Origin of the sequence: Ectobacillus ponti (assembly GCF_024294785.1) — a bacterium.
GTDB classification, from domain to species: domain Bacteria; phylum Bacillota; class Bacilli; order Bacillales; family Bacillaceae_G; genus Ectobacillus; species Ectobacillus ponti.
The window spans coordinates 206,874-222,122 of record NZ_JANCLT010000005.1 but is presented as its reverse complement, the minus strand read 5'-3'; the positions used below and the strand labels follow the sequence as shown (position 1 = coordinate 222,122).

Genomic DNA, 15,249 nt, shown 5'->3' with positions numbered 1-15,249 from the left:
GAAAGCAATCATTTCCTGAATCTGTCCCTTCCCATACATGAAACGCAGAAAATACAAGGAGACAGGCAGCGCCACTGCCTGTTTTTATCTTCGGGAATTCTTGCCGCGGTACCGGCCCGGATAAGACTTCCGGCTGCGCGCCGCATGGCATGCGTCGCAAATATTGTGCGCGTGCTCCTCCGGCAGCTTCTTGCCGCAGCGCCGGCATTCCTTTTCCCCTTGCTTGACCTCGCGCTGCAAATGGGTATGCACCCCGTCACTGATTTCTGTCCGGAGGCGTTCCCAGTACAGCGCTTCTGTCTGCCGCCCCAGCCGGTACAGGAATAGCAGGTGCAGGCCAATCGCCTTGTATGACAGCTCCAAATCTTCCAACGTGCGCGTTTTGATGCGCGGCTCGGGAAGCTCGGTGCCATGAATAATGGCCAGAATGGTTTGCAGCCATTGCTCCGTCATGCCGGGGTCCTTCGTGGAAAATGGCAAGTGCAAAAAGCCATATAAATCCATCATGGACAAACGCATTTCAAGCTCGGTGCCCCGTACGAGCTCATACAGCTCCCGTTCTTGCGCAAGCGTGGCTTTTTCTGTGCCTTTCGGGCTTTTAAACTTCTCCCACAGCTCGAAGAAGGAGCCGAGATCCCGCGAATAGCGCTGAAATCTTTCAAAAATGGCCGCGGTCGGGGCAATGGCGAAGGTCACCACCTGTCTGTCCGGCTGTTCAAGCAGCTTGGCCATGTCCTTGATATCAGCGGTAAAGGCCACCCGGCCGATGTTATAAATACCCTTCCGTCCGGCACGTCCGGCAATTTGCTTGACCTCCTGCGAGGTCAGCCTTCTCCGTCTCGTCCCGTCAAACTTCTCATTTTTCAGGAACACAATGCGGCGGATTGGCAGGTTCAATCCCATTCCAATGGCGTCTGTTGCTACAATGATATTTGTTTCACCGGCAATGAACTGGCGGATTTGCTTTTTTCGCGTCTCCGGCGGCATGCTGCCGTAAATCATGCTGACCGCATGCTTATTGCGCTTCAAGCGGGCCGCGGTTTCCAGCACTTCTTTGCGTGAGAAGCACACGAGTGCATCCCCTTTTTCCGCATGAGAAAGCCGGAACTCCTTCGACTCGACCTGCAGCGGAATATCGCGGCTGTACTCGTTCAGCTCATACTCAGCGTCTCCCAGAATTTGCAGCAGCAGCTCTTTAATATTCCGGCTGCCGATAATGTGCACTTCTCTGGCATTTGCCCTCGTAATCGCACGGTACCAGGAAAAGCCGCGGTCCTGGTCTGCAATCATTTGCGCCTCATCAATAACCACCACATCGTAGAAATCCTTCTCATAGAACATTTCCACCGTACAGGCCATATGGCGCGCACCCGGCGCTGTTTTTTCTTCTTCGCCCGTTTTTAAAGAGCAGGGAATTCCCTCTTTATTCAGACGGTCATACACCTCCAGCGCCAACAAGCGGAGCGGCGCCAGGTACAAGCCGCTTGGCGCTCCCTTCATGCTTTGCAGGGCATGGTGCGTTTTGCCGGTATTGGTTTCGCCGATATGCAGGACATAGCGGATATTCCGCTCCATCGAGGTGCTGTATTCCTGTCCGAAGATGTCCTTCAGCATACGGGCTTCCTCTTCCTCGCGCCGCTTCCGCTCCGCCTCTTCCTCTGCTTTGCGCACTTCGTGCCGCGCTACGTCCCGTTCCCAAATCTCCCTTTGTTCAGCGGCATGAAACGGCAGCGCCGCAATGGCCAGCAAATCCTCCATATACTCGCCGGCAAGGGCTGTAAAATATGCTTCCGCCAAATCCCCCAGATCGTCCCCAAAGCTTGCGGCAATCACCTCCTGTGCCGGATCTTTGCCATAGGCAGCCCTATATTGCTCCTTTACCGCCGCCGGCAGCTGCTCAAGCAGCCGCTCCGTGAGCGTATCATACACATAGGATTCCACCCATTCCCCATAACGGGACTCATACTGCTCATACTCCTCATAGACACGTCCCCAGTCCACGTACTCCACAATATCGCCCGTCAGCTCTTCCATAAAATCACGCAGCTGCCGGTAATCATTTGCATGAAGCGGACCCGCGGAAATGAGCCGGTGCTCCAGCTCATAAAACCGATTGGCAGTGCGCAAATCCTGCTGCAGCAGCTTGGCAATGCCGTGGCGGATTTCCACATACAGCGAAGTCTGCTGTTGTGTCCATGCCGCCTCCACTGCCCCCGTCAAAGCGGAAAGCGCAGCTGCCCGCTCCTCCTCCAGCCGCTTGGCTTCCTGCTGGCGGAAGAAGGCTTTCCGGGCCTTGGCATAGCGCCGCTCCCATGCCTCATGGTCTGCGGCAAAACGGCCGGTAATCCAGGAAGCAGTGTCGAACGGTTCATAATCGCGCACTTCATTGCGGAACAGCTGGTTGATCAGCTTCCGGTCCACATTCTCGGTTTCATAGCCCCGATCAGCCAAATAGGCCTTCTTTTCCTTTTTCGGCACCTCGTTCGTCGCTTTGTTCAGCCAGACATTGGTCCAGATTTGTGCAATGTACGTTTCTCTGTCAGCGGCATATTGCCCATAAGAAGGCAATGATTCCTTCTCTCCCAAGTAGCTGTCCAGGTCCTCGAGCACCTTGCGCTTTGTGTATTCAATTGCCTGATGATGCGATTGCAGCATTTTACTCATACGAATCTCCTTTTGTAATCAAGCCGGCGGGATCCGGCACTTATGTATAGGCGTATTGTATCCGAAAAAAGCATTTTGTACGAATAGCAGGCATGATTGCTTCTTCTATACCGTTTCCTCTTACCCCTCATCCTGTTCGCCGTTCTCCAGTGATTCGACGAATGCAGTAATCTGCTGCCGGTGATGCACATCGTGCTCAATCAAATATTGCACATATTGTGCCAGCGTCACCTTGGAGCTGCCCATCTGATAAACACGGCGAAACTTTTCCTCCGGCAGCGCCTCCAGCGCCTGCACCAACTGTTTGCGCGCCGCGATGCATTGGTTCAGCAGCTCCACCCGGGAAATGCCGGATCGGGCATAGCGGGATGCTCCGTCATTGATATCCTGCACATGCACTGCTGCAGGAGGAGTATCCGCATCCCTGCTTATGTAAACCAGACGGTGCTCCATGACAAATTCATCCCAAGCCTTCAAATGCGCGGCAACCTCGGCTATTGTCCACCCGCCTTCCCGAAGCGGCCGCAGCCAAAGCGCCGCCGGCAGACTCTCCAAACTCCGGTACCACGGAATCAGCTGCTCTTTTTGCCCCAACAGCTCTGTTTTCTCCATCTTCCTCCCCCTTCAGGCAGCCGCCAAGCATCGCGACCGCCCCATTTTATGCTTTTATAACAGACTGCAGTACAGCCCCCGTTGCGTTTTGCAGATCCGCTGTCCGCAGCTCCATCTGCACCCCGATTTTGCCGCCGCTCACTACGATGCGCCCCAGTCCTGCTGCACTTTCATCCAAAAAGGTCGGATACTGCTTCCTCATCCCGACAGGCGAGCAGCCACCGCGGATATAGCCTGTAAACTTCTGCAGGTCCTTTACCGCGAGCATATCGATCTTCTTCTCGCCGGCAGCCTTGGCCGCTTTTTTCAAATCCAGCTCCTCCGCTGCCGGAATCACAAACACATACAGCCCATTGCTTCCCTGTGTGACCAGTGTTTTATAGACCATTTCCGGGTTGCGTCCGATTTTTTCCGCCACCGATATACCGTCAATTTTGCCATCGCCGCTGTCATACACCATGACCTCATATGGCAGCTTTCTTGCGTCCAAGAGACGCATCGCATTTGTCTTCCCTTGTGCCATCATAATCTCCTTTTCCGCTCTATTTCTGTTTCGAGTGCAGACAACCGCACCTTCAGCAGAGCAAGCTCCTGAAGATGGGTGCGCTGCGCTTCTTCATCGGCCGGCACTTCAGCCGACAGCTGATTGGTAAAGTGAAGGGCCAGGCGGCTGTGCTCATTTTGCAATGCCTGCAGCTCGTCTGACAGCTGCTCATGTCCCTCCCATTCCGCATATGTTCCCGGATAATAGAAGAACCGGCCGCCGGTGAGCGAGATCACCTTGTTCGCCGTTTTTCGCAGCAGATACGGGTCGTGTGAAACGAGCACCACGGCACCCGGATAGACCGACAGCGCTTCCTCAATCGTTTCTCTTGTTTCAATATCCAAATAGTTGGTCGGCTCATCCAGAACCAGCAAATTTGCGTGCGAAAAATACAGCTTCACAAAGGCGACGCGGCATTTCTCGCCCATGCTGAGATTGCGGATCCTTTTGAATACAGCGTCCCCGCGGAACAGAAAGCAAGCCAGTATGGTGCGGGCATCCGACTCCTTCATATCAGCGAGGCCCAGCACCTGCTCCAAAATGGTCTCATCCGGCTGCAGGCTTTCCACCTCCTGCATGAAATAGCCAACCCTCATATGGGGGTGGGCTGCCACGTCCCCGGCAGTTGGCCGCAGATGCCCCGTAATCAACTTCAGCAGCGTAGTCTTCCCGGTTCCGTTCGGTCCGACAACAGCCAGGCGGTCGCCCCGCTCCACTTGAAAGGAGATATTATGGAACAGCTCCCGGCCGCCTTCATAGGAAAAATGCACACGGGACAGAGCCGCCATCGTTTTCGTCCAAAAAGCCCCGCCCTCAAGCTGCAGCTTGAGCCGCGCTCCCTCCTCCGGCTTTGGCACCCTGCTCTGTTCCAAGCGCTCCAGGGCTTTTTCCTTGGATTTGATTTGCTTCGCATGTCTTGCCGCTTTCTTCTTTGCCACGGGATCACGCTCGCTTGCGTTCCGCTGTGCTTTGTCCAGCCATTGCTTATAGCCGGAAACGACCTCCTGCAGCTTTTTGCGCTCCTGCTCCCGCTTCTCGTATGCCGCTTCTTGCGTTTTCCGCTCATGCTCCTTTTGCCGCCGGTAATCAGAATAACCGCCGTCATATCTTTTCGTGCCGCCCGGGCTCAGCTCAAACACAATCCCGGCGACACGGTCTATGAAGGCACGGTCGTGCGACACAAACAGCACAGCGCCCCGAAAGCCGCACAGCCAATTTGCCAGCCAATCCATCGTCTCACTGTCCATGTGATTTGTCGGCTCATCCAACAGAAGAAGCTTTGGCTGATGCAGCATGACGGCCGCCAGCTTCACCCTCGTCTTTTGCCCGCCGCTTAAGCTCTGAAACGGCACAGACCACACTTCCGGCGATAGTCCGATTTGCTGCAGCTGCCGCTCCACAGCAGCCTCCCATCCATATCCGCCTTCCTCCATATACTGCGCAAGGTCACTCGCATAGCTGGAAAGCAGTGCTTCATCGGCAGCACCGTCTGCCATGAGGCGCTCCGCCTCCCGCAGCTGCCGCTTCAAGCGAAACAACGCCTGTTTCTCCCGCTCTACAAATTCGCGGGCCGTTACTCCCTCTGCCAGGGAAGACTGATCCATGAACCCAATTTCTTCCTTCACAATGTGCCGTCTGACAATTCCTTTCGATACAGGCTGCTGTCCAAGCAGCACCTTCAACAGCGTTGTCTTTCCAGCCCCGTTCCGGCCGACAAGTGCAATCCTCTCTCCCTGATGCACCTCAATGGCGGCATTCTCAAAAACGAGCCGCGCGCCCATTTCCACGCTCACCTGTTCCGCTTGCAGTACTAGCATATCCATCCCTCATTCCATTAGAAATACCAAAAGACACAGGCGGTCTGCCTGTGTCGAAGCGACATTGTATGCGTGGAATGATGGACAGAAGAGTGCCGCAGCACAAATACACTTCCGCATCAAACGATGGAAATCTCCATTTAGACATACTCATCCCGTTGCTCTGATTACAGGCAGAGCGCTTTTTTCGTATGAAGCTTACGCACGAGAAAAGTTTGGGATGTACATAGCGTCTAAATTAGAGGCCTCCTTTTACATGGAATACGTTCATTATATGCTACAGCATTTGCTTTGCCAAGCAATTTCTTCATATTTTTTCCACATGTTCCTTACTGTCCAGTTGTCCACCTGTGCAATAGCTGCGGAATTTGCGCCAATGATGCTTGCTTCTCTACTGCACCAATGTTAAATGCAGCTTTTGGCATTCCGTAGACAACTGAGGAAGCCTCATCCTGTCCAATCGTCCGCGCGCCTTTGCGCCGCATCGCCAAAAGTCCCTTGGCCCCGTCATAGCCCATCCCCGTCAAGATGACACCGACGGCCCGGCGCCCCGCCTCCCGTGCCACTGACTCAAACAAAACATCAACTGAGGGTCGGTGGCCGCTTATCTTTTCGCCGGCATAGCATTCCACCCTGTATTTCACGCCGTCCTTTTTCACCCTCATGTGCATGTCACCAGGAGCAATCAGCACCTTCCCGGGCTCAATATAATCCCCTGTCTGCGCCTCTTTGACGCTAAACGGGGTAGATTGATTCAGACGCTGCGCAAACATATTGGAGAACACAGGCGGAATGTGCTGCACCACTACAATACCCGGCATAGAAGCCGGAAGAGCCTGCAACATTTGAAAGAACGCCTCGGTTCCGCCCGTGGATGCTCCGACCGCGATCATGCTTGTGTCCGAGACAGGCTTCGCCGTGTCTGTAATACGCTCTTGCGGCTGTGAATCCGCCGGTATCTTGGCTCCAACGGCAATCTTAATTTTGGCGATCAAGTCCTGAATGAACCTTCGTACATCCTCCGGAGAGTTGGCATTTGGCTTTGGCACGAAATCAACCGCTCCGGCATTCATGGCATCAAATACCGCATGCGTGACTGTGCTGACAACGAGCACAGGCAAAGAATACTGCGGCAGCAAGCGGCGGATAAACTCGATTCCATTCATTTTTGGCATTTCCACATCACAAATCATGAGGTCTGGATGCAGCTGCAAAATATAGTCTCTTGCCTCAAACGGGTCTGTCGCCTTCGCCACCACTTGAATGGCAGGGTCCGAGCTGATCCCCCTGGCAATCACCTCCCGGAACACAAGAGAATCGTCTACAACCAGCACCCGAATTTGCTTGCTCATACGTGTCCGCCTCCCTCCGTGTGCATCATTGCTCCTTCCGGTATACAGCCGGCATGATATAGCGGTATGGCACCGCCTCCCGGTCAATGGTTTCCGATTGGCCAATGAACAAATAACCGCCCGGTTCCATGTGCTGATAGAACCTGCGGACAAGCTCCGTTTTCGTCTTCTGGTCAAAATAAATCATGACATTCCGGCAAAAAATGACATGGAACTTGCGTTTAAACGGAAATGAGGTCTCCATCAGATTGAACCGCCGGAAAATGACCTCCCGCTTAATTTTATCGACCACATCGGATGTGCCATCGCCATTGTTTTTGAAGTATCTATGCTTCCATTGCGGCGGCAGGGATGCAAGCGCTTCTGTTGCATAGGTCCCTTTTGCTGCGGCCTCCAATACACGATGTGAAATATCGGTTGCCAGCACCTTTGTATCCCAGCTTCCTTTTTGCAGACCGAAAAACTCATCCAAAATCATGGCTAATGTGTAGGGTTCCTCGCCGGAGGAACAGCCCGCGCTCCAAACGCGCAAATCCCTGTCGCGTATGGTCTGTGACAGATAAGGAAGCACCTTATGCTGAAGAAACTGAAAATGCTCTGCTTCTCTCATAAAAAAGGTATGGTTCGTCGTAATTTTCTCAACCAGAACAGAGGCAGCCTTCTCAGTGGGATCTGCCAGAACATAGCGAAGATAGTCAGTGAAATTATCAAAATTCAGCTGCTGCAGCACTTGATACAACCGCCCCATTACGATTGTTTTCTTCTCTTCCTTTAAATGGATACCATAGTTGCGATGAATAAAATCGGCCAAATCTTTAAACTCTTTGTCAGTAATCGGGATCATCTTGTCACCTGCCTAGAAAAAAGAGAGAGTCAGGGACTCTCTCCAGTCTGATACTATTAATATTTCCCGAATTCATTGTCGCTTAATGCAATTCTTTTGGAAGTGGAGGCAGCTGTCTCACGGTAGGCTTCTTCATACGGAGCCTGTTGGGACATTTGGTCCAGCATACGCAGTACATCCGGATTCACTTCTTCCGCACCGCCATAGCCGCCGCCATGGTAGGCTTTCTTCAGCTTAAACTGGCTTACCTTGCTGCGCAGCAGCTCTGCCTGGCTGGACAGCTCTTCACTTGCAGCCGCACTTTCCTCGGAAGTTGCAGAATTGGCTTGTACAACCTGGGATACCTGCATGATACCCTGGTTGACTTGGCCGATACCAATTGCTTGCTCATTGGAAGCGATTGAGATGCCGTTGACCAGCGTTGCCACCTTGGCCACATCTTCTACAATGCGGGCAAGAGCTGCTGCCGTATCGTTTGCAATCTTTGTGCCGCCTTCCACCTTTTTGATGGAGCCTTCAATCATTTCTGTTGTTTCCTTCGCCGCGTTTGCAGAGCGCGCGGCCAGATTGCGCACTTCTTCAGCCACAACTGCGAAGCCTTTGCCATGCTGTCCGGCTCTTGCTGCCTCCACCGCTGCGTTCAGTGCCAGGATGTTTGTCTGGAAGGCAATTTCATCAATTACTTTAATAATTTTAGAAATGCTTTCGGACGCAGCATTGATATCGTCCATCGCCTTCAGCATGCCGCCCATCTGGTTGTTGCCTTCTTCCGCATTGCGCTTGGCCGCTTCTGCCAGGTCATTGGCTTGGTTCGCATTATCAGCATTCAAGCGTGTTTGGGCCGAAATTTCTTCTACAGAAGCTGTCAGCTCTTCAATGGAGCTCGCCTGCTCTGTGGCCCCCTGAGACAGGGAGATGCTGGATTCGGATACCTGCTTGGAGCCGGAAGCAACCTGGGCAGCCGCTGTGCGGATTTCATGCATCACCTGGTTCAGGTTGCCGGACATTTTGCGGAATGCAGCTGCCAGCGCCCCCACTTCATCTTTCGTTTTCACTTTAATCTCTACATCCAAATCGCCATCGGCAATTTTTTCTGCTGCCCCCACCAGTTCACGCACTGGATTGCTGATGATGCGGGAGATAAACAGACCGAGCAAGATGGCGACCGCCACTGCCACCACTACAACCGTAACCATGATGGTTACTGTACTGTTTGTAGTTGCTGTCAACTCATCAGACTTCTTGCTGCCGTTATCGCGTTTTTGCTGAAACAGCTCATCCACATACTTATTGGCATCCTGCGCATATTGCAGACCTTCATTCTTTAACATTGCATATGCTTCATCATTCTTTCCGGCAAGTGCCAAATCCAGCACTTTGTCGCGGACTGTGTTGTACTGTGCCAAAGAGCTTTTAAAGCTTTCAAACAGCGTGCGTGTTTTTTCGGATTGAACAGATTTCTCAAACGACTTCAGGTTCTCTTCAATGGCCTGATCCTTTTCGCGGATCTTTTTAATATAGCCTTCCTTCTCCTTGGCGTCCTTAGATAACAGCACATCCCGCAAGGTAGCGCGGACATTTTGAAAATCAGAAGAAGCCTTCCCGATATCGCCGATGGCCATGCCGTAATTTACATACAAATCTGAATACGATTTGTCAATGCTCTTCATATTTACTACGCCGACTGTGCCGACTACACCGGCAAGTAAGGCCACAACAATGAACGCGCTTAAAAGCTTTTGGCCAATTTTCAAGTTATAAAACCAACTCATGATGGTTCCTCCCCCAATATTTTATATGCGTTGCAGCTGCTCCGCTTCGTTTTCATGCAGCAGCTTGTCACAGTCCAACAGCAGCTTGACATCCTGCCCGACCTTGCCGATTCCCATTACATATTTATTTGTGCCCTGCCGCAGCTCCGGCGGCGGCACGATATTGTCCCGTTCAATTGTCAGCACCTCTGATACACTGTCCACAATCAAGCCGACTGATAAGTCCTTCACATCCACGACAATAATACAGGTACGGTCATTGTACTCGCGGAACGGCTTGTGGAAGCGCAGCCGCACATCCATAACCGGGATGATCTTGCCGCGCAGGTTGATGATGCCGCGAATATAGCCGGGCACTTCCGGAATCTCGGTAATTTGCTGAATGCCGATGATTTCCGTGACATGCTTAATCTCCAGCCCATAATGTTCGTTCTCGACCACAAACGTCAAGTATTTATCCGCCTGGGTGTCTTCAAACTGCTCTAGCAGCTCTGCCATCGTCCTCTCTCCCTTCCTTGCTTTATGCTATAAGTCCTGACACATCCAGAATCAAGCTGATGCTGCCATCGCCAAGCAGTGTACAGCCCGTGATGCCTTCCACGCTGCTGATTTTCTTGATGTAGGCCGGCAGCGCTTTGACAACAACCTGCTGCTGCCCGAGCAGTTCATCAGCGAAAATGCACACATGCTTATCGTCCTGCTCAGCCATAATGAGAATGCCTTCTTCCACATTGGTGACGTCCGCCTGAATGCCATACCGCTGATGCAGACGCAAAATCGGGTAGCATTGGCCGCGCACCATAATCATTTCGTTGCCGGCCGGGTCCCGGATGATATCCTGCTTGGCCGGACGGAACGACTCTTTGATGGCTGTTGTCGGTAAGGTGTAACGCGATTGCCCCACTCGGACATTCATGCCGTCGATGATGGCCAGTGTCAGCGGAATTCGGATGGTGATGGTTGTGCCATTCCCCGCCTCGCTATCGACTGTCACCGTACCGCCTACGATGCCGATGTTTTTCGTGACGACATCCATTCCGACGCCGCGGCCGCTGAATTCTGTAATTTGTTCCTTGGTGGAGAAGCCCGGCAGGAAAATTAAATTATAAATTTCACGGTCGCTCATTTCGCTCTCGCTCTTATGCAGCAGGCCATTTTCCTGCGCCCGCTTCAGCAGCTTTTCTTTATTGAGGCCGCGTCCATCGTCCCTGACAAAGATAAATACTTCGTTTCCGGCATTCTTTGCTTCGAGCGTCAGCGTACCATGCGCCGGCTTTCCGGCTGCCAAACGTTCGCTGATTGGCTCAATACCGTGGTCAAGAGAGTTGCGGACAATATGCATCAGCGGATCTGAAATATGTTCAATAATGTTCTTGTCCACCTCTGTGTCTTCGCCGACCAGCTGCAACTGCACGTCCTTCTCCAGCTTTTTGCTCATGTCGCGGACAATCCGGTTCATCTTTTGGAAGGTGTTCGTCAGCGGCACCATGCGGATGGACATGACCTTATCCTGCATTTCATTCGTAATCTTCCGTAAATGCCGCGCCGCTTTGGAGAACAGCTCCAGCTCCAGGCCATTCAGCTCAGGATTTTGCGTCACCATTGCCTCCGCAATGACAAGCTCGCCGACAAGATCCATCAGCTCATCGAGCTTTGTCACGTTTACGCTGATGAAGTTGGACTGATGGGCAGGCGCTTTCCCCTTCTCCTTTGGCGCAGCTTTCGGCACTTCTCCCTGTGCGCCTTCGGCAGGCACAGCAGGTGGATCCACCTGCTTTCCTTCCAGCTGAAACTCCCGTACGTAGCTCGCGCAGCGAAGCTCCTGCTCAATCTCCTCAAAGGACATTTCGGTATCGAGGAACAACTGAAAGCCGTTTAGGCGAATGGACTCTGCCGTTTCGAAATTCTCAGCCAAATCTGCCGGTGCATAGGTCAGCTCAGGAACGTGCTCCTTGAGCTGTTGAATGATTTGAAACGCACGGACGTTCTCCATGCCGCCGCAATCCTCCAAGTGAATCGCGGCAGTAAAGCTGTGGGCTTTTTCTGTTTGAACCGCCTTTTGAGCAGCCTGCGCAGATGCCTTCTCTTGCCCTTCCGGCACACCGCCGCACATGGCCTGCAGCTCCTGCAGCATGGCCTTTGCCCGTTCCTTAGTGGCTGCCGAATCCCCATCGGCCGGGTCGCCGTTGCGAATCTTCTCCACTTCAACCTTAATGAAATCCACACCCTCAAGCATGAGATCGGAGAGCGGCGCATAGTCCGGCAGCACCAGCTTTTCCTGTCGCAGCAGGGCAAACAAATCTTCTAATATATGTGCCAAAGTGGCGATATTATGAAACGACATCATGCTTGAGGATCCTTTAATCGTGTGCATGATGCGGAAAATGTCGTTAATGGTATCCGGCGGGTAGGCGTTGGACTCTTCACATTCCAGAATGGACGCCTCCAGCTGCTCCAGCAGCTGCGATACTTCAAACAAATACACCTCGAGCATTGCATCATCCAGCAATTGGTCTGCCATAATCTCCCCCCTCGCGTCATTTTGGCAGGCTCGTTCAGTCGCATTCCGTTGCTTCTGACGAGTAAAAAACCTTTATATTAAATATACATATAAAACGATATAATTGGTACGGCTAACATTTTTCCATTTCTTGAACCGGGGTCTCTATTCGTCCCTGTGTATATATGTTACAAAAAATATACTGAGATCACCATGGGATATTCCTCCCTATTTATCACCCTGTCTTCCCTCCCACTCCCATCATTTCTTCCCGCTCTAGTACTTCAGTCCTAGATGCCTGTTCCATATTCCAGCGCAGACCGCAGCGCTTTGTATAAGGAGACACACCTTCCCTGCCGGAACAACAAGTCTTCCAACATACCTTTTTCCTCTGGCGTCCGGCCGGCGGCCATGTTTACAAATAACAAACATTCCCAAAAATAAAATGAAAATTCTGCTCATAAACCCTTTGTATATCGTACAAGCTATGTTCAAGAACAGAGGAGGTGAACACAACATGGCGACAAACAACCAAACTGTTTCTGGCCGCAGATCTTCCAATGAGCTGCTGGTTGCCGGAAGTGAGTCCGCTCTGGATCAAATGAAGTTTGAAATTGCACAAGAGTTCGGCGTTCAACTGGGAGCTGAAACTACATCCCGTGCCAACGGTTCCGTTGGCGGTGAAATCACGAAGCGTCTTGTAGCAATGGCTGAGCAGCAGCTTGGCGGATTCCAACGCTAATCGCTCTCTGAATACATAAGGGTCTGGCAGCTGCCAGACCCTTATTTTGTGGCGGCTCTGTCCTGTTGCATATACACCCATTCCTCCGGCTGCAGCGCAGCCCAAACCTGCTTCCTCCCTAATTCATGTCACATTCTTTTAACAAATGTAAATTTTTTGAAAACAATTCTACCCTTTTCCAAGCAACCATTATATAATTTTTCTACATACCATTTCCTATACCGCATGAGCTTTCAAACTACCGCCAGGAGGTGCTCCCATGCTTTCGCTTGACTGGCAAACGATTTACCTGTACGGCTTTATCGTCGCTGGCTCGGCTGTGATTCTATATGCTCTTTTCAGCGATATCTGGGATGCTGTAGGCGCACTGCATCCGTTGCTGAGCCCGGTTGCGCTTCTCAGCTTTCTCGCTGTCCTGTCCGGCACCGGCTACATCTTAATGCTTGCCACCTCACTCTCTCCCGCTGCCGTTCTCGTGCTGTCGGCCCTTGCCGCGCTGCTTTTGGTCACAGCCATGGTGTTTCTTGTCCTCGTGCCGCTGTCCAAGGCCGAGCAAAGCAACAGCATTCGCATGCAGGATTTCATCGGCACCTTTGGCGAGGTTACCATCACTGTGCCTGAGAACGGCTGCGGGGAGGTCATCGTAACGAGAAAAACAGGCATCCAGAACATGCCGGCCCAAAGCACAAATGGGATGGCCATCGCAGCCGGCGCAAAGGTATTTATTCATGATGTGCACGATGGTGTGCTCTTCGTCGCGCCCGTGCCGCAGCACCTGCTGCAAACTATGAAACCGGAGGGAAAAAACACATGGCAGCATTAATCGCAGGCGGGGTCCTCCTCGCAATCCTCGTTGTTCTGCTGGTTGTATTTATGATGAAGTACCGCACCGTCGGCCCTGATGAAGCGCTCATTGTGACCGGAAGCTTCCTCGGCAACGGTGTCAACATCGTGAAATCAGAAGACGGCAAAAAGGTCAAAATCATCCGCGGCGGCGGGACCTTCGTCATCCCCGTACTCCAGCTGGCAGAGCCGCTCAGCCTGCTGAACCACAAGCTTGAGGTCGGCACGAAGGATACATACACAAAGCAAGGTGTTCCCGTTACAGTAAATGGTGTATCCATTATTAAAATCGGCTCGACCATTGAAGAAATCTCCACTGCGGCAGAGCAATACCTCGGAAAGACGCGGCAGGACCTGGAGAATGAGGCACGTGAAGTGCTGGAGGGGCATCTCCGCGCAATCGTTTCCTCCATGACTGTAGAGGCTGCTTACAGCAACAGGGAGGAATTTGCCCAAAAGGTGCATGAGGTGGCATCCAGCGACCTGAAAAAGATGGGGCTGCGCATTGTCTCCTTCACCATCAAGGAAATCAATGATAAAAACGGCTACCTGGAAGCACTCGGCCAGCCGCAAATCGCCACGGTAAAACGGGATGCCGTCATTGCCAATGCCGAACGGGAGAAGGAAGCGCGCATCGAACGGGCCCGTGCTGAAAAGGAAGCACAGGAAGCGGAGCTGCAGCGCGATACGCAAATTGCCGAAGCAACAAAGGAAAAAGAGCTGAAGGTACAGGCATATAAACGCGATCAGGAGGTAGCCAAGGCTGAGGCCGACCTTGCCTACCAATTCCAGCAGGCAAAAGCGCAGCAGCGCGTCACCGAAGAACAGATGCGCGTCAAAATCATTGAGCGCGAAAAGCAAATCGAACTCGAAGAAAAGGAAATTGCCCGCCGGGAAAAGCAATATGACGCGGAAGTAAAAAAGAAGGCGGATGCCGACCGCTATGCGGCTGAGCAAGCAGCTGAGGCGGACAAGATCCGGCAGATCCGGCAGGCAGAAGCACATCAGTTCCGCATTGAAGCGGAAGCAAAAGGACGCGCGGAAGAGGTTCGCGTAGAGGGCCTCGCCAAGGCTGACATTGAAAAAGCGAAAGGTCTGGCCCTTGCGCAGGCTGCTGAAGCGCAAGGGCGCGCTGAAGCGGAAGTGATCCGTCTGAAAGGTCTGGCGGAAGCAGAAGCGAAGCAAAAAATTGCTGAGGCCTTCGAGCTGTACGGCCAGGCAGCAGTCATGGATATGGTCATCCGCATGCTTCCGGCCTATGCGAAGGAAGTCGCTGGACCACTTGCCAATATTGACAAGATTACCATTGTGGATACAGGCGGAAGCGGCAAAAATGGCGGGGCTGGCAAAGTGGCAGGCTATGCCACAGATCTGATGGCCACTGTGCAGGAAACGCTCAAAGCCTCCTCCGGAATTGATGTGAAGGAATTACTGGAAAGCTTTGCAGGCAAGAAGACGCTTCAGCCGGGCACATTGCCGCAGGAGCAGCCTGCTGCCGATGAAACTGCCAGCTGAATAGATCCAACACGCAAAAAGAAGGCACTCTTACCGGGACTGCC

At 52.6% G+C, this 15,249-nt stretch carries 12 protein-coding genes; 3 read left to right on the top strand and 9 right to left on the bottom strand.

Annotation, left to right across the window (positions count from 1 at the left end; translation table 11 throughout):
• Nucleotides 1-84 precede the first annotated feature (84 nt).
• The 9 genes from NK662_RS11750 to NK662_RS11710 all read right to left on the bottom strand — a co-directional run bounded on the left by NK662_RS11750 (nucleotide 85) and on the right by NK662_RS11710 (nucleotide 12,126).
• Nucleotides 85-2,664: a helicase-related protein gene (locus NK662_RS11750; RefSeq protein ID WP_254759128.1), complete on the bottom strand. Its 2,580-nt coding sequence runs from the start codon at nucleotides 2,662-2,664 to the stop codon at nucleotides 85-87.
• 120 nt (nucleotides 2,665-2,784) lie between these two features.
• Nucleotides 2,785-3,276 carry a DinB family protein gene (locus NK662_RS11745; protein WP_254759127.1) on the bottom strand — a complete coding sequence of 164 codons (492 nt, stop codon included), beginning with the start codon at nucleotides 3,274-3,276 and terminating at the stop codon, nucleotides 2,785-2,787.
• Nucleotides 3,277-3,322: 46 nt separating this feature from the next.
• Complete coding sequence (gene ybaK / locus NK662_RS11740) at nucleotides 3,323-3,799, bottom strand: Cys-tRNA(Pro) deacylase (protein ID WP_254759126.1); 477 nt, start codon at nucleotides 3,797-3,799, stop codon at nucleotides 3,323-3,325.
• Entirely contained in the window at nucleotides 3,799-5,637 is a 1,839-nt protein-coding gene (gene abc-f / locus NK662_RS11735; RefSeq protein ID WP_254759125.1) for a ribosomal protection-like ABC-F family protein, read from the bottom strand. Before abc-f ends, ybaK begins: the two co-directional genes overlap by 1 nt.
• Before the next feature lie 329 nt (nucleotides 5,638-5,966).
• Entirely contained in the window at nucleotides 5,967-6,989 is a 1,023-nt protein-coding gene (locus tag NK662_RS11730; RefSeq protein WP_254759124.1) for a protein-glutamate methylesterase/protein-glutamine glutaminase, read from the bottom strand.
• Between the two features lie 25 nt (nucleotides 6,990-7,014).
• Nucleotides 7,015-7,833: a CheR family methyltransferase gene (locus NK662_RS11725; protein WP_254759123.1), complete on the bottom strand. Its 819-nt coding sequence runs from the start codon at nucleotides 7,831-7,833 to the stop codon at nucleotides 7,015-7,017.
• Between the two features lie 56 nt (nucleotides 7,834-7,889).
• Nucleotides 7,890-9,605, bottom strand: coding sequence for a methyl-accepting chemotaxis protein (locus NK662_RS11720; protein WP_254759122.1), 1,716 nt, complete (start codon nucleotides 9,603-9,605; stop codon nucleotides 7,890-7,892).
• A gap of 21 nt (nucleotides 9,606-9,626) precedes the next feature.
• Complete coding sequence (locus NK662_RS11715) at nucleotides 9,627-10,103, bottom strand: chemotaxis protein CheW (RefSeq protein ID WP_254759121.1); 477 nt, start codon at nucleotides 10,101-10,103, stop codon at nucleotides 9,627-9,629.
• A 22-nt stretch (nucleotides 10,104-10,125) separates the two neighbouring features.
• Nucleotides 10,126-12,126 carry a chemotaxis protein CheA gene (locus tag NK662_RS11710; RefSeq protein ID WP_254759120.1) on the bottom strand — a complete coding sequence of 667 codons (2,001 nt, stop codon included), beginning with the start codon at nucleotides 12,124-12,126 and terminating at the stop codon, nucleotides 10,126-10,128.
• A 496-nt stretch (nucleotides 12,127-12,622) separates the two neighbouring features.
• Between NK662_RS11710 and NK662_RS11705 the strand changes: the two genes are divergently transcribed.
• The 3 genes from NK662_RS11705 to floT all read left to right on the top strand — a co-directional run bounded on the left by NK662_RS11705 (nucleotide 12,623) and on the right by floT (nucleotide 15,205).
• Nucleotides 12,623-12,847: an alpha/beta-type small acid-soluble spore protein gene (locus tag NK662_RS11705; protein ID WP_254759119.1), complete on the top strand. Its 225-nt coding sequence runs from the start codon at nucleotides 12,623-12,625 to the stop codon at nucleotides 12,845-12,847.
• 259 nt (nucleotides 12,848-13,106) lie between these two features.
• Nucleotides 13,107-13,670, top strand: a complete 564-nt coding sequence (locus NK662_RS11700; RefSeq protein WP_254759118.1) for an NfeD family membrane protein — start codon at nucleotides 13,107-13,109, stop codon at nucleotides 13,668-13,670.
• Nucleotides 13,658-15,205, top strand: coding sequence for a flotillin lipid rafts scaffold protein FloT (floT, locus tag NK662_RS11695; RefSeq protein WP_438503613.1), 1,548 nt, complete (start codon nucleotides 13,658-13,660; stop codon nucleotides 15,203-15,205). The genes NK662_RS11700 and floT overlap by 13 nt, the downstream gene beginning before the upstream one ends.
• Nucleotides 15,206-15,249 lie beyond the last annotated feature (44 nt).